Annotated in this window: 20 protein-coding genes; 14 read left to right on the top strand and 6 right to left on the bottom strand. The window is 60.1% G+C overall.

What is annotated here, in order from left to right; translation table 11 throughout:
- Positions 1 to 135 precede the first annotated feature (135 nt).
- From ACU0FH_RS04200 to holA, 4 genes are all read left to right on the top strand, one after another.
- A complete protein-coding gene (locus ACU0FH_RS04200; protein ID WP_446193495.1) occupies positions 136 to 642 on the top strand; it encodes a DUF3576 domain-containing protein in 507 nt (168 codons plus the stop codon).
- A gap of 104 nt (positions 643 to 746) precedes the next feature.
- Complete coding sequence (gene leuS, locus ACU0FH_RS04195) at positions 747 to 3,425, top strand: leucine--tRNA ligase (protein WP_446193494.1); 2,679 nt, start codon at positions 747 to 749, stop codon at positions 3,423 to 3,425.
- Complete coding sequence (gene lptE, locus ACU0FH_RS04190) at positions 3,412 to 3,897, top strand: LPS assembly lipoprotein LptE (RefSeq protein ID WP_446193493.1); 486 nt, start codon at positions 3,412 to 3,414, stop codon at positions 3,895 to 3,897. Before leuS ends, lptE begins: the two co-directional genes overlap by 14 nt.
- Positions 3,894 to 4,919, top strand: coding sequence for a DNA polymerase III subunit delta (holA, locus tag ACU0FH_RS04185; RefSeq protein WP_446193492.1), 1,026 nt, complete (start codon positions 3,894 to 3,896; stop codon positions 4,917 to 4,919). Before lptE ends, holA begins: the two co-directional genes overlap by 4 nt.
- On the opposite strand, the gene ACU0FH_RS04180 is transcribed toward holA, so the two are convergent.
- Positions 4,916 to 6,121 (bottom strand): TIGR03862 family flavoprotein, encoded by a 1,206-nt coding sequence (locus tag ACU0FH_RS04180; protein WP_446193491.1) that lies wholly within the window; start codon positions 6,119 to 6,121, stop codon positions 4,916 to 4,918. The genes holA and ACU0FH_RS04180 overlap by 4 nt on opposite strands.
- Before the next feature lie 71 nt (positions 6,122 to 6,192).
- Here ACU0FH_RS04180 and ACU0FH_RS04175 point away from each other — a divergent pair, with 71 nt between their 5' ends.
- Positions 6,193 to 6,489 carry an HNH endonuclease gene (locus tag ACU0FH_RS04175; protein ID WP_446193490.1) on the top strand — a complete coding sequence of 99 codons (297 nt, stop codon included), beginning with the start codon at positions 6,193 to 6,195 and terminating at the stop codon, positions 6,487 to 6,489.
- On the opposite strand, the gene ACU0FH_RS04170 is transcribed toward ACU0FH_RS04175, so the two are convergent.
- A complete protein-coding gene (locus ACU0FH_RS04170) occupies positions 6,486 to 7,103 on the bottom strand; it encodes an enoyl-CoA hydratase/isomerase family protein (RefSeq protein ID WP_446193489.1) in 618 nt (205 codons plus the stop codon). The genes ACU0FH_RS04175 and ACU0FH_RS04170 overlap by 4 nt on opposite strands.
- Before the next feature lie 137 nt (positions 7,104 to 7,240).
- Here ACU0FH_RS04170 and ACU0FH_RS04165 point away from each other — a divergent pair, with 137 nt between their 5' ends.
- The 6 genes from ACU0FH_RS04165 (at position 7,241) to lpxK (ending at position 13,577) form a co-directional block, all read left to right on the top strand.
- Complete coding sequence (locus tag ACU0FH_RS04165) at positions 7,241 to 8,767, top strand: DUF2125 domain-containing protein (RefSeq protein ID WP_446193488.1); 1,527 nt, start codon at positions 7,241 to 7,243, stop codon at positions 8,765 to 8,767.
- A gap of 138 nt (positions 8,768 to 8,905) precedes the next feature.
- On the top strand, positions 8,906 to 10,252 hold the full coding sequence (locus ACU0FH_RS04160; RefSeq protein WP_446193487.1) for a TldD/PmbA family protein: 1,347 nt from the start codon (positions 8,906 to 8,908) through the stop codon (positions 10,250 to 10,252).
- Positions 10,239 to 11,042, top strand: coding sequence for an inositol monophosphatase family protein (locus ACU0FH_RS04155; protein WP_446193486.1), 804 nt, complete (start codon positions 10,239 to 10,241; stop codon positions 11,040 to 11,042). The genes ACU0FH_RS04160 and ACU0FH_RS04155 overlap by 14 nt, the downstream gene beginning before the upstream one ends.
- A 62-nt stretch (positions 11,043 to 11,104) precedes the next feature.
- Positions 11,105 to 11,347 (top strand): DUF4170 domain-containing protein, encoded by a 243-nt coding sequence (locus tag ACU0FH_RS04150; protein WP_088632974.1) that lies wholly within the window; start codon positions 11,105 to 11,107, stop codon positions 11,345 to 11,347.
- A 3-nt stretch (positions 11,348 to 11,350) separates the two neighbouring features.
- Entirely contained in the window at positions 11,351 to 12,595 is a 1,245-nt protein-coding gene (locus tag ACU0FH_RS04145) for a 3-deoxy-D-manno-octulosonic acid transferase (RefSeq protein ID WP_446193485.1), read from the top strand.
- On the top strand, positions 12,582 to 13,577 hold the full coding sequence (gene lpxK, locus ACU0FH_RS04140; RefSeq protein ID WP_446193484.1) for a tetraacyldisaccharide 4'-kinase: 996 nt from the start codon (positions 12,582 to 12,584) through the stop codon (positions 13,575 to 13,577). Before ACU0FH_RS04145 ends, lpxK begins: the two co-directional genes overlap by 14 nt.
- Positions 13,578 to 13,617: 40 nt before the next feature.
- Here the strand turns inward: lpxK and ACU0FH_RS04135 are convergent, their stop codons facing one another.
- The 3 genes from ACU0FH_RS04135 to ACU0FH_RS04125 are packed head-to-tail and all read right to left on the bottom strand — an operon-like array spanning position 13,618 to position 15,926.
- Positions 13,618 to 14,730, bottom strand: a complete 1,113-nt coding sequence (locus tag ACU0FH_RS04135) for a CaiB/BaiF CoA transferase family protein (RefSeq protein ID WP_446193483.1) — start codon at positions 14,728 to 14,730, stop codon at positions 13,618 to 13,620.
- Positions 14,730 to 15,407 carry a DsbA family protein gene (locus ACU0FH_RS04130; protein ID WP_446193482.1) on the bottom strand — a complete coding sequence of 226 codons (678 nt, stop codon included), beginning with the start codon at positions 15,405 to 15,407 and terminating at the stop codon, positions 14,730 to 14,732. Before ACU0FH_RS04130 ends, ACU0FH_RS04135 begins: the two co-directional genes overlap by 1 nt.
- A 12-nt stretch (positions 15,408 to 15,419) precedes the next feature.
- Positions 15,420 to 15,926 (bottom strand): DUF721 domain-containing protein, encoded by a 507-nt coding sequence (locus ACU0FH_RS04125; protein ID WP_446193481.1) that lies wholly within the window; start codon positions 15,924 to 15,926, stop codon positions 15,420 to 15,422.
- 85 nt (positions 15,927 to 16,011) lie between these two features.
- Here ACU0FH_RS04125 and mutY point away from each other — a divergent pair, with 85 nt between their 5' ends.
- The 3 genes from mutY to ACU0FH_RS04110 all read left to right on the top strand — a co-directional run bounded on the left by mutY (position 16,012) and on the right by ACU0FH_RS04110 (position 18,751).
- The gene (gene mutY / locus ACU0FH_RS04120) at positions 16,012 to 17,073 is read left to right on the top strand and encodes an A/G-specific adenine glycosylase (RefSeq protein WP_446193480.1); all 1,062 of its coding nucleotides are present in this window, start codon (positions 16,012 to 16,014) and stop codon (positions 17,071 to 17,073) included.
- 78 nt (positions 17,074 to 17,151) lie between these two features.
- Positions 17,152 to 18,276: an alkane 1-monooxygenase gene (locus ACU0FH_RS04115; RefSeq protein WP_446193479.1), complete on the top strand. Its 1,125-nt coding sequence runs from the start codon at positions 17,152 to 17,154 to the stop codon at positions 18,274 to 18,276.
- Positions 18,277 to 18,352: 76 nt separating this feature from the next.
- Positions 18,353 to 18,751 (top strand): response regulator, encoded by a 399-nt coding sequence (locus ACU0FH_RS04110; RefSeq protein ID WP_446193478.1) that lies wholly within the window; start codon positions 18,353 to 18,355, stop codon positions 18,749 to 18,751.
- Here ACU0FH_RS04110 and ACU0FH_RS04105 read toward each other — a convergent pair.
- Positions 18,748 to 20,148: an adenylate/guanylate cyclase domain-containing protein gene (locus ACU0FH_RS04105; RefSeq protein WP_446193477.1), complete on the bottom strand. Its 1,401-nt coding sequence runs from the start codon at positions 20,146 to 20,148 to the stop codon at positions 18,748 to 18,750. The two genes, ACU0FH_RS04110 and ACU0FH_RS04105, sit on opposite strands and share 4 nt — an antisense overlap.
- Positions 20,149 to 20,256: the final 108 nt, after the last annotated feature.

Below are 20,256 nucleotides of genomic sequence, written 5' to 3'. Positions count from 1 at the left end.
AAAATCGCCTGAAATATAAAGGTTCGTCTGGCCCCGGACATGGATTCGCGCTGGATCATTCGCGGCCACATTGGTCTTGCTCCCCGACACTTGCTTGGGTAGGACTTTTGCCAAAGGCATTGTCGGGACTGGAATATGACGTTTAACCGCCCTTTAAAGGCTACCCTGATTCTCGCGCTTTGCGCCGGGCTTGCAGCATGTGGCGGCAACCGATCGCGCGGCGTTTCGACGACGACAGCCAATTCCGCGCCTCCGGGTGGTGTAGAGCTCGGACGCGAAGGCAATGTGGAAACTTACGCCAAGTCCTCGATCTGGGATGTATTCGGTCCTGACTCGGGTGACCAGACTGTAAACGTGAACCGTTATATCTGGGCCGCGTCCCTCGACGTCTTGAATTTCCTTCCGGTTCAATCGGTTGACCCGTTCACCGGTGTTATCATCACTGGCTATGGCACCCCGCCGGGCGGCGGACGTTCCTACCGCGCGACCGTTCACGTCCGCGACCCCGCGCTTGATGCGCGCTCGCTGAACCTCTCGCTACAAAGCCGGAACGGCGCCGTCAGCCCCGCAACGACTCGCGCCGTCGAAGACGCCATTCTGGCCCGGGCGCGGCAGTTGCGCATCCGCGACCGGAAGTTGTAAGGCGACGGAAACCATGACGCGCTAGGGTCTGGCCACCTAAAGCGCCAGCGATTATTACCACGCCGGGTTCCAGCCCGGCGTTTTCACTTGAGGGACTACACGGCATGTCGCGATATTCGCCTGCGGAAATCGAAGCTAAATGGCAAAGCGCCTGGGAAGAATCCGGCATTTTCAAGGCACAGCGCGATGCCGCGCGGCCCAAATATTATGTGCTCGAGATGTTCCCCTATCCGTCTGGCCGAATCCATATGGGTCACGTGCGCAATTACACGATGGGCGACGTGATCGCGCGCTACAAGGCGCTGACCGGACATAATGTCCTGCACCCGATGGGATGGGACGCCTTCGGGATGCCGGCCGAAAACGCCGCGATGGCCACGGGCGGCCACCCCAAGGAATGGACCTACAACAACATCGCCGAAATGCGCGCCCAGATGAAACCGCTGGGCCTCTCCATCGACTGGAGCCGCGAATTCGCGACCTGCGATCCTGAATATTACGGCCAGCAGCAGGCGCTTTTCCTCGACATGCTCGACGCCGGACTGGTCGACCGCAAGAACGCTGTCGTGAACTGGGATCCGGTTGATATGACCGTTCTGGCGAATGAACAGGTAATCGATGGCAAAGGCTGGCGCTCGGGGGCAGAGGTTGAACGGCGCGAACTGACTCAATGGTTCTTCAAGATTTCCTCGATGGCGGGCGACCTGCTCGAATCGCTGGATGATCTGGACAACTGGCCTGCCAAGGTTCGCCTGATGCAGGAAAACTGGATCGGTCAGTCCCGAGGTCTCCAATTCTCCTTTGATATGGTACAGAACGGTTTTGATCCGGTCACCGTTTACACGACGCGCCCCGACACGCTGATGGGCGCTTCCTTTGTCGGCATCTCTCCGGATCACCCGCTGGCGCGCAAACTTGCCGCCGAACGCCCCGAGATCGCCGATTTCCGCCAGCTTTGTCAAAAGGGTGGCACCACGGCGGAAGAGCTGGAAACCGCTGAAAAGCTTGGGTTTGACACCGGCCTCACGGTTCGCCATCCGCTTGACCCCGATTGGGAACTTCCGGTCTGGATCGCCAATTTCATCCTGATGGATTACGGCACCGGCGCGATTTTCGGCTGCCCCGCCCATGACCAGCGCGATCTCGATTTCTGCCGCAAATACGATCTGCCCGTCGTCGCAACCTTTATGCCAGACGATTGCGAAATCGCGCCCGACACCATGCCTGACGCCGATTTCGCCAGTGACTGCATCGCCAAGGTCAAAGACCAGAGCGGAACGCATCGCTACTTCCGGATCGTAAAGACGGCCTATGTACCGCCGAAGGACCAGAAGGTGAAATGGATCAACCACTTCGCCGGCCTCCAAGAGGCGACTGGCCAAGAGGCCATCGATACGACCATCACCTTTGCCGAAGAAAACGGCTGGGGCGAGGGCAAAACCCAATATCGTCTGCGCGACTGGGGCCTTTCCCGTCAGCGATATTGGGGCTGCCCGATTCCCGTCGTTCATTGCGCTGATTGCGGCGTGGTGCCTGAAAAGAAAGAAAACCTGCCGGTCGAACTGCCCGACGATGTGAGCTTTGACATCCCCGGCAACCCGCTCGACCGCCACCCCACATGGCGCGACGTGCCCTGCCCTTCCTGCGGTAAGCCCGCGAAACGCGAAACCGACACGATGGACACTTTCGTGGACAGCTCGTGGTATTACGCGCGTTTCACCTCGCCCCATGCGGATACGCCGACCTCTGCCGAAGACGCCGACTACTGGATGAATGTCGACCAGTATATCGGCGGCATCGAGCACGCGATTCTCCACCTGCTCTATTCGCGCTTTTTTGCCCGCGCGATGCACATAACCGGCCATCTGCCCGAGAAAAGCCGGGAGCCTTTCGATGCGCTTTTCACCCAAGGCATGGTCACGCATGAGATCTACCAGACCCGCGACGAAAAAGGCCGCCCGGTCTATCACTTGCCCGAGGACGTGACCGACGGCAAACTCGCCGACGGAACCGAAGTTGAAATCATCCCTTCGGCCAAGATGTCGAAATCGAAGAAAAACGTGGTCGACCCGGTCAATATCATCTCGGCCTATGGCGCGGACACGGCCCGCTGGTTCGTGCTCTCAGACAGCCCGCCGGAACGCGACGTGGAATGGACCGCAGCAGGCGCAGAAGCCGCGCATAAATTCCTCGTGCGGGTCTGGCGCATGGCCCGCGACCTTGCGGATCAGCGCGATGCCGGTGTCGGTGAACTCGACAAATCGCTGCAGGACCTGATGGATTCCATGCAGCTCGGCCAGAATCCGCTGGACGACGAACTGCTGCGCACGACTCACAAAGCCATCGACGAAGTGACCAAGAGCATTGAAAGCTTTGGCTTCAACGCGGCTATCGCGCGAATCTATACTTTCGTGAACACGATCAACAAGTCTCAGGCCTCAGCACGGGTCAAATGGACCTCCCTGCGCGTGCTCGCCCAGCTCATGTCGCCGATGGTACCCCACCTCGCCGAGGAAATCTGGGCGATCCTCGGTGGCGAGGGTTTGCTGGCCAAAACTGCTTGGCCAACGCCTGACGACGCGATGATTCAGGACAACACCGTCACCCTGCCAATCCAGATCAACGGCAAGCGCCGCGCCGAAATCAGCGTTCCGACCGAAATGGGCAAAGAGGATGTTGAAAAACGCGTGCTCGAAGTCGATGCTGTAAAAAAGGCGCTGGAAGGGTCTGCGCCGAAAAAGATCATCGTCGTCCCCGGTCGTATCGTGAATGTTGTCATTTAACCGCCGTTTCCTGCTTGCCCTGCCGATGGCGCTCGCCGCCTGCGGCTTTACCCCGGTCTATGCGCCGGGGGGCACGGGTGCTGCGCTGCAGGGCAAGGTCACGATTGTCGCGCCCAAGTCCGAAGAAGGCTACCTGATCCTCCGGAATCTCGAAGAAAGGCTGGGCCGCGCGCAGGCCAACGTCTATCGCCTGACCCTTGCGCCGGTTTTAGAACGGCAAGGGCAGGCGATCACCGAGGCGGGCGAAATCACGCGGTTCAGCATCATCGGACGGGTCAGCTATGAACTCAAGCTGGCTTCGGATGACAGTCTGGTGGCATCGGGAACAGTTCAGGATTTCGCCGGATATTCCGCGACAGGGTCGACCGTCGAAACGCTGGCCGCGGAATCTGACGCGCTTGAACGATTGATGAGCAGCCTCGCCGACCGTATCACGGCACGGATCTATACGCTTGCGGACCTGCCGGGATGAAACTCAGCCCGCGCGATGCCAACGGCTATTTTGCCAAACCCGATGCCGACAGTACCGGGCTGCTGATCTACGGCGCGGATGCCATGCGCATTGCGCTCAAGCGCCAGCAGATTCTGGCGGCGCTACTCGGACCCACCGCCGAGGAAGAAATGCGTCTGACCCGGATCATGGGGGCCGATCTGCGCAAAGATCCCGCAGCTCTGTTAGATGCGGTAAAGGCCGTCGGTTTCTTCCCCGGCACCCGCGCGGTTTTCGTCGAAGATGCCAATGACAACTCCGCACCAGCACTTTCAGCCGCGCTTGATGACTGGACACCGGGCGATGCCCAGATAATCGTGACCGCTGGCGCGCTCAAGGCATCGTCCAAGCTACGCAAGATGTTCGAATCTCACCGTAACGCCTATGCGGTCGGTATCTACGACGATCCGCCAAGCCGTGCGGAGATCGAAAAAATCCTGTCAGACGCGGGTCTTACCAATATTCCCGGTGACAGCATGGCCGCTCTGGGCAATCTCGCCCGCGAACTTGGACCCGGCGATTTTACGCAGACGATGGAAAAACTGACGCTCTACAAGCGCGGCGATTCCACCCCGCTTTCGATCGAAGATATCGAGGCCGTTGCCCCCCGCTCGACCGAGGCTGCGCTTGACGATGTCCTGAACGTCGTTGCGGAATCGCGCAGCGGTGAAATCGGGCCGCTGATCCAGCGGCTTCAATCGCAGGGCACCACGGCGGTCAGCCTTTGCATCGGCGCGACGCGCCATTTCCGCACGCTTTACGCGGCCGCTTCACATCCCGGCGGTGCCACCGAAGGGGTCGGTCGCCTGCGCCCGCCGGTCTTCGGACCGCGTCGGGACAGAATAGTTAGGCAGGCCCAGAACTGGGGCGCACCCAAGCTGGAAACTGCGCTTGGCGTTCTCACCGATACCGATCTGCAATTGCGCTCAGCCGGTCAGACCGCGCCCGCGATGGCGGTCGTTGAACGCGCGCTGATCAAACTCGCCATGCTGGGCAAGCTTTAGCGACTCGACAACCAGTCCGACGCCGCACGCCCAGCCCAGCGCCCGGTCGCTAGGCAGGCCGTCAAAAGATACCCCCCCGTCGGCGCCTCCCAGTCGATCATCTCTCCTGCACAGAAGACAGAGGGAAACTCGCGGAACATCAAAGTGTTATCGAGCGCTCGCCATGCCACACCGCCTGCGGTCGAAATGGCCTCGTCCATCGGGCGCAGACCGGCGTGGCGCACAGGCACCGCCTTGATGCGGGACGCGAATTCCATCGGTGCATCCGGGAAGGGCCGGGCAAATTCATTGAGCAAGGCGATCTCCACCGGTGACAGCTTCAATCTTTTGCGCAGGTGATTGCTAAGGCTCGTCTTGCCACGCGGCCGCGACAGACTTTCAGCCACGTCCTCGACGCTCTGGTCCGGCAAAAAGTCTATCGTCAGCGCTCCACCTTCGCGCACTCCGCGCGAAACGGAGTAAATGCCCCCGCCTTCCAACCCACGCTCAGAAACAACGGCCTCGCCACGCGACATAAAAGCACCCGAACGAAAGGCGACGTTCTTTAATGGCTGCCCCATGTAGGGGGCCATATGACTGCTCCAGTCAACGCAGATGCCCGCGTTGGCCGGTTCAAACGGCGCTAGACTGATGCCTTTTTCAGCCAGAACTTCAGCCCAAAGCCCGTCGGACCCCAACCGTTTCCAACTTGCCCCACCCATTGCAAGAACGGTCGCTTTCGCCCGCACCCGGACTGGCCCATCGGGTGTTTCAAACAGGGCAGAGCGTTCATTCCACCCTGCCCATCTCCACCGCGTATGCGTCTCAACACCCCGTTCCGCCAGCTCCCGCAGCCAAGCGCGGAGCAGCGGCGAGGCTTTCATTACCTCGGGGAAAACCCGCCCGGTCGAACCCGTAAAAACCGGCTGGCCAAGACCCTGCGCCCATTCCTGAACCGCATCAGGCCCAAAGGCGTCAAGCATCGGCGCCAGAACCGCGCCGGCCTCTCCATAAGCCGCCAAGAACGTTTCGCGATCTTCGACCTTCGTCAGGTTCAGCCCCGATTTCCCGGCCATCAGGAACTTTCGCCCTATGGATGGCTTGGCCTCCGCCAACAGCACCTTGTGTCCAGCGCGGGAAAGCTCACCCGCCGCCATCAGCCCCGCCGGACCGCCGCCAATGACGAGCGCATCGCATTCGATTTCGCCCGTTTCATCACGCATCAAAGCTATGCCCTTGCCAAACTCCGGATCGCCGCCACATCTGCCCCGAGTATTGCTATGGTTCAAGCCTCATGACCGACACTGATCCGATCTGTCCCCTCTGTAGGCGACCTATTCCGCCTGACGTCGCTCAGAGCCTTCACCACCTGATTCCAAAACTCAAAGGTGGCAAGGGCGGTCCGACCGTTCTTTTGCACCACATCTGTCACAGGGAAATCCACGCCACGCTCAGCGAAGCGGAACTAGCCCGATCCTATTCGACGATAAAGGCGCTGCGCACGCACCCGCGACTTGAAAAATTCATTCGCTGGATTGCAAAGCGTCCCCCCGGTTTCCAATCCAAGATCCCCGGAAAACGCAGGCTTTAAGTCTGCCCGCACATGCCCGAAATCCCGGCGACAAGTGCCGGATCGGCTGCGATACTGTCGGCCAAAAGATCGCGAGCGGTGGTCATGAGTTCATCGCCCGGCACGATCTTGTCGATCAGCCCGAAAGTGTACGCGGTTTCAGCCGAGATTTTTTGACCGCCCATCAGGATCAGCTTGGTTCTCGCCGGACCGATCAGGGCCGCCATGCGCATCGGATCCGACGGTTGCGGCAGGACGCCCCGCTTGAGAACCGGATAAAAGAAATTGGCCTCGGGCACCGAAATACGAAGATCGCAGGCGAGAGCCATCCCCATCGACCCTCCCGCCAGAGTGCCGTTCAAGGCCGCCACGGTCAGGCAGGGCAGGGCAGCGATTGCGGTCGACAACCGCTCCCACTGGGCCGAAACCGCCAGACCGCTGTTGCGCACTTCTTCAAGATCGGCGCCAGCGCTGAACACCTTGCCCTGTCCGGTCAGGATAAAGCCGCGCGCGTCGATAGCAGCCTCGGCGATTTCGCTCATTTCCTGCAGCATGGCTTCGGTGACGGAATTCGCCTTGTCCTGCCGATTGATGGTGACGACCCAAAGCCCGTCCGTTTTATCAAGTTCGATCATCGCCCACCTCTTTCCAATCTTCAGCTCTTGTTAAGCACTCGACACCTACAGGTCCATACGCTCTTCAAGCGCCCCCCCTTGACCATCCCGGCCCAAAAACAGACGATGCCGCGATGGCTCATCAAAGAGGTTCGATTATGACTCGTTATTTCCGGTACGGCAGTTGCGCTGCTCTCATCTGTTCGCTTTCCGCGCCCGCAGCTTATGCCGACCTGACCGCACAGGATGTCTGGCAGGAGTGGAATAGCTATCTGACCTCGACCGGCTATGACGTGACAGCGGATACCGAGACGTCCGGTGACACGCTGACCGTCAGCAACCTTAAACTGATGATCCCCGTCCCCGAGGATGACACGGTTGTAACCTTGGGCATCCCGTCCATGGCGCTGGTGGAAAACGACGACGGCACGGTCAATGCGATCTTCCCCGCCTCGCTGCCGATCAGCGTCGAGGTCGAGGGATCGGACACCGAAGAGCTGGATGCCGTGGTTACGATGACCCATTCGAACGGCAAGATGCTCATCTCGGGCGACCCGAGCCAGTACACCTATTTGCATTCCTCGGACACGCTCGATTTTGAGCTCACGAGCCTCTCAATCGAGGACGAGCCGGACGCCTCCGATGCGATCAAGGCGAAATTCTCCGTGAAAGGGTCGAATGGGGAAAGCACGATTGCCTTGGGCGACATGCGCTCTTTCACGCAGGATTACAAAGCAGATTCACTATCCTACGACCTTACCTTCTCTGACCCGGATTCCACCGATGCAGGCAGCTTCAAGGGGGAGCTTTCTGGTCTTTCGATGAACGGGTCCGGTGAAATGCCGATCGAGTTCGATAATTCGGACATGGCCGCCATGCTCGCTGCCGGTTTCATGATGAAGGGCAACATGTCCTACAGCGCCGGTAATAGCGATCTTCAGGGGTCTGGCGACGGTCAGGAATTCTCGGCGACCACATCGTCTCAGGGTGGGTCCGTGGCCGTCCAGATGGATTCAACCAATATCGGCTATGATCTGAAAGGCCAGAACACCACGGTCGCTGTCACCGCATCCGAACTGCCCTTCCCGGTCTCGATCGAAGCGGCTCAGGCCGCGCTCAGCTTCCTGCTCCCCGTGGCAAAAACCGAAGACCCGCAGGATTTCAGCTTTGCGATGAACCTTCAGGACTTCAAGATGTCCGATATGCTCTGGAACCTCTTCGATCCCCAGGGCACCCTGCCCCGCGATCCGGCAACAGTTTCGATAGACACCACCGGCAAGGCGACGCTTGCCTTCGACATGCTCGATCCCGAGGCCGCAATGCAGATGGAAACCATGGGCACGCCGCCGGGTGAGTTGAACGAGATCGACATCAACAACCTGCTGATTTCCATGGTTGGCGCAAAGCTCGAGGGCCAGGGCAGCTTTACCTTCGATAACTCCGATCTCGAAAGCTTTGGTGGCGCTCCGCGTCCCCAAGGTGAAATGGATCTCTCCCTCACCGGGGCGAACGGTTTGCTCGACAAGCTGATCGAGATGGGCTTTGTGTCATCCCAGGACGCCATGGGCGCACGGATGATGATGGGCATGCTGGCCGTCCCCGGCGAAGGAACGGATTCGCTCAAGTCCAAGATCGAGATCAACGAACAGGGCCAGATTTTGGCCAACGGACAGCGTCTTAAGTAGTTTCCGCCCGCCCTAGGCGGCACTCACGATCAAAAATTCCAAGGGGCCGCCAAGCTGCGGCCCTTTCAATTTGCCCCCTTGCGAGCAAGACCTGCCGGGTCTACCTCCGGCGGGTAGCACAACTGACCGGGACCAAGCATGACGCAATCGCTGGAACAGCTGACCAATGACCTGATTTCCGCCGCTCGCAAAGCCGGGGCCGACGCAGCCGACGGACTGGCCGTGCGCGGGACATCGGTTTCGATCGACGTGCGCGAAGGTCGGCTGGAACATGCGGAACGCGCAGAGGGAACCGATCTTGGCCTGCGGGTGCTGCTGGGCCAGCGCCAGGCTGTGGTGTCAGCATCGGATGTTTCCGCGCGTACCATCTCGGAAATGGCCGAACGCGCCGTTGCGATGGCGCGCGAAGCGCCCGAGGACCCCTATTGCGGGCAGGCCGCCCCCGAGCAACTGGCCACGGAATGGGATATCGAGGCACTCGAACTCGCCGATCCATCCGCCGAGCCCGACCCCGAAACCCTCGAAAAGGACGCCCTGCGGGCAGAGGCCGCCGCGCTGGCCGTTGATGGCGTGTCGCAGGTAAGTTCGGCAAGCGCGGCCTACGGCGCCCAGCAAGTTTTCATGACCTGCACCAACGGTTTCGCTGGCGGATACGCCCGCACCAGCCGCTCGCTCTATGCCGAAGCGATTTCCGGCAGCGGCACCGGGATGGAACGCGACGTCGACGGCGATCATCGCATCTTTCAATCCGATCTCCGCAGCGCGGAAGAAATCGGCACACGCGCCGGCGAGCGCGCGGTGGAACGGCTTGGGGCGCGCAAACCGGCCACCGGAAGTTATCCGGTACTCTTTGACGAACGCATTTCCTCGTCGCTGATCGGTCATCTTCTCTCTGCAGCCAATGGCGCGGCGGTGGCGCGCGGTTCTTCATGGCTGATCGACAAGCTGGGCGAGCAGGTTCTGCCCGAACATCTCTCGATCATCGAGGACCCCCACCGCCCCCGCATCGGCGGCTCTCGCCCTTTCGACAGCGAAGGCCTGCCGACGCGCAAACGCTCCATCGTGGAAAACGGCATTCTGACCGGGTGGACGCTCGACCTGTCGCGTGGCCGCAAGCTCGGCATGGAGTCGACGGCAAATGCCGCGCGTGGCACTTCTTCCGCGCCATCTCCAGTCAACTGGAACATCGAACTGACCCAGGGCGACAAGACCCGCGAGGACCTGATCCGAGAAATGGGGACCGGGCTGCTCGTAACGTCAATGATCGGCAGTACGATCAACGCCAACACCGGCGACTATTCCCGTGGTGCATCGGGGTTCTGGGTGGAAAACGGCGAAATCGCCTACCCGGTGAATGAAATCACCATCGCCGGAAACCTGCATGATATGCTGCGCCGGATCGTCCCGGCCAACGACGCCCGCACCTATCTCAGCCGCGTCGTACCGTCGCTGCTGGTCGAGGGGATGACACTTGCAGGCAGCTGATCTCGACCTGCTGATCGACTCGGCCCGCGCCGCCGGGGAAGTTGCCCTGACCTACAGCGGCAAAACCGCGAAGAAATGGGAAAAGCCCGATGACGCCGGCCCCGTCACCGAGGCCGATCTGGCGGTCAATGACCTCCTCGCCGACAGGTTGCAATCGGCCCGTCCCGGCTATGGCTGGCTCTCCGAGGAAACCGAAGACGACGATGCCCGCCTGTCGCGCGACAAGGTCTTTATCATCGACCCGATCGACGGCACGCGCAGCTTTGTCGATGGCTCTGACACATGGGCGCACGCGCTCGCTATCGTCGACCAAGGCGTTGTTATCGCTGGCGTAATCTACCTGCCAAAGCGCGACCTTCTCTATTCCGCCTCGCTCGGCCAAGGCGCGTTCCTGAACGGAAAGCCCATCGGCCCAAAGGAATCCAGCGACCTCTCCCGCGCGGAAATCCTTGCCGCCGGGCCGGTTCTCAACGCCTCCCACTGGGCCGGGGATACCTCTCCCGAGTTCCGGCGCGTCTATCGCCCCTCGCTGGCCTATCGGATGGCGCTGGTGGCCGAAGGCCGGTTCGATGGCATGCTGACCCTGCGCCCCTGCTGGGAATGGGATATCGCGGCAGGTGACCTGATCCTGCGTGAGGCCGGCGCTGTTTGCACCGACCGGACTGGCGGCACCCTGCAGTTCAACAACGCGCACCCGATGCAGAACGGCCTGATCGCGGCGGGCCGGTCAATTCACGAACAGATCGCAACATCGCTCAAACAGCATCGCCGCGACATCCCGCGGGCTTGACGCAAATCGTCAGTACCGTAGTTTCGCCGCGATGCATCGCGTACAAATCGAAGGGATTTCAGATGGTTCAGCGACTTCACCTGGTTTTTGGAGGCGAGTTGGTCGACCCCCAGAAAAACAAGTTCAAGAACGTCGACGACATTCACATCGTAGGCATGTTCCCGAACTACGAAACCGCCTTCAACGCCTGGAAATCCGAAGCCCAGCGCACCGTGGACAATGCCCACATGCGCTATTTCATCGCTCATATCCACCGCTTGCGGGACGAAGAGGCTCAGGCCTCGCCGACCGAGGAGCTGGGCTGAGCCTTGGCAAAATCACTGGGTCTTGCGGCCTATCGGGCGCTTTCGCGGCGTAATCAGGCTGGCCTCGCCCAGTGGCAATTCCCGCCTCGCCCTACGGGCGAACTTGTCTGGATGCATGCGACGGACCACATGCGTTTCGACGCCCTTGGCGACATTGCGGCTCGCATGCGCCAGCAACGGCCCGACACCCACGTTCTTGTGACTTTTGATCGTGCCGCGATGGAACATCCGTCGCCCGACGGGTCGCCGGACGGTGTCGACTGGGTGTTTGGCCTCGAATCCGATCATCCATCCGGCGGACGGCCCTTTATCGACCACTGGCTGCCCGATGTCTGTCTCTGGGCAGGCGGACGGTTCATGATCAACCTCGTGAACTGCGCATCGGAACATGGCATCCCGATGATTCTCTGCGATGTCAGCGAAGCAGATATGCAGCCCCACCGACGCAGCTGGATTCCCACGCTGGCGCGGACAACGCTCGATTTCTTTGACAAGATCGTTGTGAACAACGATTCCACCCTGCATGCGATCAGGCGGCTTGGCATAGCAGCCGACAAGCTTTCCGTCGCCCCGCGCCTGCGCCCCAGCGCCTTGCCGCCGGACTGCCTTTCCCAAGATATGGACGATGTCATGAACGATCTGGGTGGCCGTCCGGTCTGGCTTGGCGTCAAGGTATTGGGTTCCGAAATCGACATGGTGCTGACCGCGCATCGTACAGCCATGCGGCTGGCGCACCGTCTGCTTCTGATCCTGACGCTGGCGGATCGCAACGATATGGAAGTGCTCAAAGCCAAGGTCACCGCGCGCCAACTGCGATACGCCGACTGGGACAAGGGCGACCCCATCGAGGACAATGTCCAGATCATCATATGTTCCGACACCGCAGATCTTGGCCTCTGGTACCGGGTGGCTCCGCTGGCCTTTCTCGCCTGCTCTCTGGAAAAAGACGCGCGCGGTATCAGCCCGCTGGATGCGGCAGCGCTTGGGTCGGCCATAATCTACGGCCCCAATGTCAGCGCCCATATCGACAGCTATTCACGCCTCTCGGCCGCCGGTGCCGCGCGCACCGTAAACGATGGCGAAAGCCTCGCAGCCGCGCTGATCCACCTCATCGCCCCCGATCATTCTGCCGCGATGGCGCTTGCGGGATGGGAGGTTGTGACCGAAAGCGCCGCACTCACCGACGGGCTGATCGAACAGATCATCGACGGGCTCGACCAAAAGGCCGCCGCACATGCGCGCCCCTGAGTTCTGGACTACCTCGCCCGACAGTCCCGATTGGCGGGCGCGCCTGCTCTCTCCGCTGGGCCATCTCTATGCGGCAGCAACGGCAAGACGCCTGAAACAGGGAACACCATTTCGCGCGTACGTCCCGGTTATCTGCGTCGGCAATCTGAACGCGGGCGGCACCGGCAAAACGCCCACCGTCATCTGGCTCGTCGAAACCCTGCGGAGGATGGGACACGAACCGCATGTGGTCAGCCGTGGTTACGGCGGCTCTCTCACCGGCCCTGTCCGCGTCATCCCGGCCGAACACAAAGCCGAGAAAACCGGGGACGAACCGCTGCTGCTCTCGGCCTTTGCCGAAGTCTGGGTCTCACGCGATCGCGCCGCCGGGGTACGCGCCGCCGCCGGGTCCGGCGCAACCGTGATCCTTCTGGACGACGGCTTTCAGAACCCATCAGTGGCAAAGGATCTTTCCATCGTCGTGGTCGATGCGTCGACGGGTTTTGGCAACGGGCGTTGCCTGCCCGCCGGCCCCCTGCGCGAACCGGTAGATATCGGACTTGCCCGAGCCGATGTGCTTCTGTCCATCGGCCCCGCAGACAAACAGACGACCTTTGCAGATCAATGGCGAGACCAGATCAAGCTGCCCCATGCAACCGGCGTGCTCGAGCCGCTACAGACGGGGATGGACTGGTCCGACGCCCGTGTTCTTGCCTTTGCCGGTATTGGCCACCCGGAAAAATTCTTTGCCACCCTCCGCGGTCTCGGCGCCGATCTGATCCGCGCTGAATCGCTCGACGATCATCAGCCTCTGACCACCGCTCTGCTGACGCGCCTTGAGAAAGAGGCGTTCTATCGCAACGCCCAACTTGTCACGACGGAAAAGGACGCCGCGCGCCTGCCCGCTTCGTTTCGCAGCAAGGTGATCACCCTGCCCGTTCGACTGAAGATCGACGGCGAGATACTCGAAGAAAAGCTGCGCAAGACCGCCCCCGCGCCATAGGCCGAATGAAAACGGGGCCCGAAGGCCCCGCTCTCAGCAATCAGTCATCTTCACCCAGTTTCGGCCCCGGTCGCGTCAGCGCCAGTTCCGCATCAGAAAAACGAAATGGCGAACGCACGCCCGGCACACCGTCGAGTTCGATCTGCATCTTCCGGGCAACCACCTGCGGATCGGCCATGACCTCGGCCAGATCATTGATCGGCCCGGCAGGAACGCCTTGTGATTCACACCCTTTCAGCAGATCTTCCTTGGTCCAACCTGCTGTCGCCCCGTTCAGCCGTGCGATCATGACACGACGGTTTGCGATGCGATCCTTGTTGTGCAGGAAATCCGGCGCTTCGGCCATGTCATCGAGCCCCAGAAGACGACACAGTCGCTGGTACTGCCCGTCATTGCCCGTTGCGATGATGATATAACCGTCGGAGCAGTCGAACACCTCGTAGGGGGTCAGGTTCATATGCGCGTTGCCCATGCGGCCCGGCGCGACACCTGTCGTCAGGTAGTTCATCGCCTGGTTCGCGGTGACGGCAACCGCCACGTCCAGAAGCGCCATGTCAATATGCTGACCGCGCCCGGTCTTTTCACGCTGATGCAGGGCGGCAAGAATACCTGTCACCGAATAGACCCCGGTGAAGATATCGGTAATCGCCACACCTGCTTTCTGCGGCTGCCCCTCCGGGTCGCCGGTGATCGACATCAGACCCGACATGCCCTGAATGATGAAATCATAGCCCGCGCGGTGCGAATAAGGCCCGGTCTGGCCAAAGCCGGTGATCGAGCAATAGATCAGGCGCGGATTGATCTTGGCCAGACTGTCATAGTCCAGACCGTATTTCGCCAGACCGCCCACCTTGAAATTCTCGATCAGGATATCCGCATCCTTGATCATTTCGCGGATCTTCTCCTGACCTTCCGGCTTCGAGAAATCGACAGTGACCGACGCCTTGCCGCGATTGGCGGAATGGAAATACGAGGCAGAGACATCCTCATCTCGGGTTACGAATGGCGGACCCCAGGCACGGGTATCGTCGCCGTTGGGGGATTCGATCTTGATAACCTCAGCACCGAGGTCAGACAGAGTCTGACCGGCCCAAGGGCCGGCCAGAATCCGAGCAAGTTCAATGACTTTCAGTCCAGCAAGTGGTGCAGACATTACTTCTCCAGCTCTGCGTCGATCAGCTTGGCGAATGCCTCGTAAGAGCCCTGGTTGGCGATTTTCTGACCGTTCAGGATAAAGCTCGGCGTGCCGGTGATATCGTCGGCCTCGGCATTATGCTGATACCAGGCGACCATCTTCTGCGCCTGCTGGCCGTCCGACAGGCACTGATCCAGCGTTTCCTTGTCGACACCGGCCAAACGCGCGATCTTGCGCAGCTCGCCCGCGATCTCGGGCGCACCACCGGCACGTACCCACTCAGCCTGCGACTTGTACATCAGGTCAGCGATGCCAAAGAATTTCTCGGGTCCGCCGCAACGTGCAATCAACGATGCCCAAAGACCGTACTTGTCAAAATAGACCTCGCGGTAGACCAGTTTCACCTTCCCGGTGTCGATGTAGTTCTTCTTGATATCCTTAAAGATATTCTGGTGGAAACTCGCGCAATGCGGGCAGGTGAAAGACGCGTATTCAATCATCGTCACTGGCGCGTCCTCGGCCCCAAGCGTCATTTCCTCGACGGTCGAGATATCGATCTCGCTACTGTCCTGCGCATGCGCGGCGCTGACAAAGGGCGAAATTTGGGTTGTGTTCGTACCGGAAGTGCCCAGCACGAAATAGCCACCGATGCCGACAGCCATCACGGCACAGAGAAGTGCGACAAGACGGGTCATGTCATTCCTTTCTTAACGTTTTGATTTGATTAGTACGTTGCGGCCCAGACGTTCAAGTGCGGCGCGCAGATCATCATTCTGCACGGGCGTCACGGCCTCGTGCACGGCGGCCACCGCTTCCGGCGCCGGTTCGGGTTTCGGGGCGGGCTTGGGGGCGGCGAACTGCGCCTGTCCCTCGGCAAACCCGGTTGGGGCGGTCTGGGTGATCCGCACCCGCGATATTGCGTTATAGCCATAGGCGGCGTTCACCCGGTCGCGCAGCTTGTCTTTCTGCATCTCGAGCATCGGCGCCTGCGCGCCTGTCGTCAGAACCGTCAATGTTGCGCCGAAACCACCACGTCCATAGCCGATGTTCACCGGCCGGGCGATCTCGGCGATATCGGCACCCGCAATCTCGGCCCAGTGGGTCAGTACCCGCGATACGGCGAATCCCCGGCTTTCGCCCGCGCGGCGGATCTGGTCGTCCAGAACGCTTGCGGTTCGTTTGAACCCGCGTGTCGTAGAGTTTCTTTTGTTCATCGACATGGTTTCCGTTCGCATCGGCGCTAGTGTAAACCTCTGCCGGGCAGGCACCAGAGAAACCACACCGCAGGGGGCATAAAGATTGCGTGACGAAAACGGCCGGATTTGTTTCATCGCGCCCGAATTGCTTGCGTGGTACGATGTCCACGCCCGCGATCTGCCCTGGCGTGTCGGACCTGCGGCACGCGCTGCGGGAGTCCTGCCCGACCCCTATCGCATCTGGCTCTCCGAGATCATGCTGCAACAGACCACGGTCGCCACGGTCAAAGCCTATTTCGAACGCTTCACTGAGCGCTGGCCACATATATCCGATCTGGCAGCAGCCGAGGATGCCGATGTCATGGGGGAATGGGCCGGGCTTGGGTATTACGCCCGGGCGCGGAACCTGCTGAAATGCGCCCGTGTCGTCACCAAAGAATACGGCGGGCAATTCCCGGAGGAACGCGCCGATCTCCTCGCCCTGCCCGGCATCGGCCCCTATACGGCGGCCGCAATCGCCGCCATCGCCTTTGACAGGCCCGAACCGGTCATGGATGGAAATGTCGAACGGGTCATGGCCCGGCTATACGACATCCACACGCCGCTCCCCACGGTCAAACCCGAACTCGCGCGGCTGACAGCCGTGCAGACACCCGAACAGCGCCCCGGCGATTATGCGCAGGCCGTCATGGACCTGGGCGCCACGATCTGCACGCCGAAATCCCCGGCCTGCGGTATCTGCCCTTTGCGTGACCCCTGCCTTGCCCGCGCCGCAGGCACCGCGCCCGAACTGCCCCGCAAAGCGCCGAAGAAACCCAAGCCGACGCGTTATGGTATCGTCTATCTTGTGGAACGCGATGACGGTGCCGTTCTGCTTGAACGCCGCCCTGAAAAGGGTCTGCTCGGCGGCATGCTCGGCTGGCCCGGCTCCGACTGGGGCGACTCCCCCGCCGAGCAGCCTCCCGTAACCGCAGATTGGCAAACCCTGCCGGGCGAGGTGCGGCACACCTTTACCCATTTTCACCTCATCCTCTCTGTCCGACACGCAAAGGTGGCGCAGAATCAGCTTCCAGATACCGGAGAATTCCTGCCCAAAGATCTTTTCCGGCCGTCCGATCTTCCGACCGTCATGCGGAAAGCCTATAATTTGTGGCGTGATTCCTAGTACCGTACTGTGCTTGAGAATTCAGTTAACCAGAAAAATCTAGGTGGTAATCATTCAACTCAGCTATGAGAGAGTGCAATGATCGCGCCCGAAACTCTTGCCCGCTGGCAGCAAATCCTGCCGTATGCCTCCGCCTTTCTACTCGCCCCCCTGATCTGGTTCTGTACGGTTCAGGGCGGCTGGTATGTTTTGCTGATCCCCCTCGTCACGTGGAATTGCTACACGGCGCTTGACCAGGTGCTGGGACTCAATCTGGAAAACGCCGACCCCGATACGCCCGATTCACAGCTTTTCTGGTATCGTATCCTCGTTCTGGCATGGCCTCCGATCCAGTTCGGTACTCTTTTCTGGGCGATCTGGTACGCCACCCGCGCCGAGCATCTTGGAACGGCGGAACTCATCGGTCTGTTCTTTGGCATCGGTGTCGTGACCGGCACGATGGGCATCAATTACAGTCACGAGCTGATGCACCAGAAATCCCGGATCGAAAGGGCTTTTGGCGACTGGCTGCTGGCCATGGTGCTCTATTCGCATTTCCGCTCCGAACATCTGCTGGTGCACCACCGCTATGTGGGCACCCCGCGCGACCCCGTTACCGCCCGGTACAACGAGAACTTTCATCATTTTTTCGCCCGCGTCCTGCGCCAGTGCCTCGTTTCGGCATTCCGGGCCGAAAAGGAAAAACTGGCAAAGAAAGACCGAGGCTGGACCGACCTTGCCAATCCTTTCTACCGCTACGCGCTCCTTCAGGCGCTGATGCTCGGACTTGCCTTTGCCCTTGGTGGCCTCACCGGAGTCGGCCTTTTCCTTCTGCAGGCCTTTATCGCGATCTGGCATCTCGAACTGGTGAACTACGTCGAACATTACGGTCTGACTCGCAAACACCTCGGCGATGGCAAATACGAACATGTCCAGCCCCGCCATTCGTGGAACGCGGCGCACAAGGCATCGAACTGGCTGCTGATCAACCTGCAACGCCACTCCGACCACCATTACAAACCGAACCGGCGTTTCCCGCTGCTTCAGAACTATACGCAGGATGAAGCGCCGCAGTTACCGCATGGATATGCGGTCATGACAACGGCAGCGCTGATCCCGCGTCTGTGGCGGCGGATGATGAACCCGCGCGTGCGCCGCTGGCGAAACATGTATTACCCCGAAATTACCGACTGGGGTCCGTATAATAGGTGGGACCTGCCCTAACCCCGCTGAGATGAACCATTCCTTAAGACTTGCCTGCCAGACTTCGGTCGAATGCACGTCTTGAAAGGGATGGCTCATGCCCGACAAAACGCTGACTGCACCGCAATGCCTGATCATCGAAGACAGCCGTTTTGATCAGATGATGATGACCCGAGTCATGCAAAAGATTGAAAAAAACATCGACATAAGGGTGGTTTCTACTCTGGATGCCGCGCGCCGGGCGCTTTTGTCCGGGCGGGTGTCACTCATCCTGCTCGACAACAACCTACCCGATGGTAAAGGCGCCAATTTCGCGCTCGAACTGGCAGAGCACGTCACGTTTTCCTCGATCCCCGTGATCCTTGTCTCGGACTGGCCCTCGCCCTTCATGTTTCAAAAGGCAAAGATGGCCGGCGTTTCCAATGTTGTTACCAAGGCCGACTTCACACCCGAGGTAATTCTTTCCGCGATGCCTGAGGGTGCGACAATGCACTAATGCAGACGGGCAGTAGTCTCAGACGTTTCCCGCCGACAGGTCCAGACATCGATGGGGTCATCAAGCCCGCGAATCTGCTGCCGCTCGCCCTGAATCAGGGTCAGAAGAAACGGTTCATCAGGCGACTGGATCTGCGCCAGCGATTTCAACTGATCCGAAACCGCCATCTCTACGGCCAGCTTTCGGGTCAGTTTCTCCATCCTGCTCGCCACGTTGACCGTGTTCCCAAGCACCGCGAATTCCAGCCTGTTGGCACCGATATTGCCAAGAACCACCGGACCGTAGTGCAGCCCAAGGCTGCCCTTGATCTCTGGCTTGTTCTGCGCCCGACGCTCTGCGTTCAACTCTGAAATCGACCGCATCATGGCCTGCGCACAGCGCAGCGCGTTGATTGCATCCTGATCGCTCGGCAAGGGCGTTCCGAAGGTCGCCATCAAACCGTCGCCAAGATACTTGTCCAACGTCCCGCCATGACGGAAAACTTCCTTTTCCATCCGGCTGTGAAATTCCCGTAACGTATCAATGACTTCACCCGGCTCATGCGTTGCGGCGAAATTGGTGAAACCGACGATATCGACGAACAGCACAGCCGCATCATGCATCTTGGTCTGCTTGAGCGGTTCGTCGTTATGGGACAGCTCGGCCACCACGTTCGGAGAAAAATAGCGCGACAGGTTTTCACGCTCACGCGTCAACTCGGCATTGCCCAGAACTAGCCGATTGAACCGCCAGACCGTTATCGCAAGCGTATAGGTCACGATCAAAAAGACGACGACCTCCTGAATCCGCCGGTCGAATGCGACCTCGTTCGGGTCCAGCAGGTCAACCAGAAGAGGATAGCCGGCAAATGCAGTCCGTGCGGCTTCGCTCAACGCCGGATCGGTAAAGCCGAACCACCAGACAAGACCCGCTCCGATCAGCCAGACCGCCGCCGTCCAATGCCCGATCGCCACGATGGTCCGCCACGAATATGACAGGGTACCTGCCGCGAGTATGACGAAAAAATAAAGGAACCCGTCATACCGGTAGCGCGCCGCATCCGGTATGGTTTCGCCCGAGAAAGGGTTGGGAAAGGTCAAGATAAAGGCCATCAGCACGAGGTCGAGCGCCAGAAGAAACAACTCTGGCCGCGACACGCCCACCCGCCCCACATAATACTGCAACGCCCCGACGCCGGCGAGCGCGAGAAGCAGAAACTCATAATATAGCACTGACCAGTCGCCGATGAGAAAGATCAGCATGACGCCGGTGATCGACAGCGCGATCCAGCGCGCCTTGATCGCAAATGCCATTCCTTCCGCCTTGTGCCGCGCAAGGATCTCCTCGGCGAAGCGATGCGTTTCAGCATCCTCCTCCCTGCGCGGCGGGCCGTTGGGAATGAAATCTGAAATGGGCATCGGAACGCTCCTCTGTCGGCGATCCAAAGATAGGTACGGCGACCGGAAAAAGCTTGGATAAAAAATGCCCCGCCGGAAAAGGCGGGGCAAGGTTAGTGCCATGTGTCA

Source organism: Heliomarina sp., from assembly GCF_052826185.1.
This window is presented reverse-complemented; position numbering and strand designations above follow the sequence as displayed.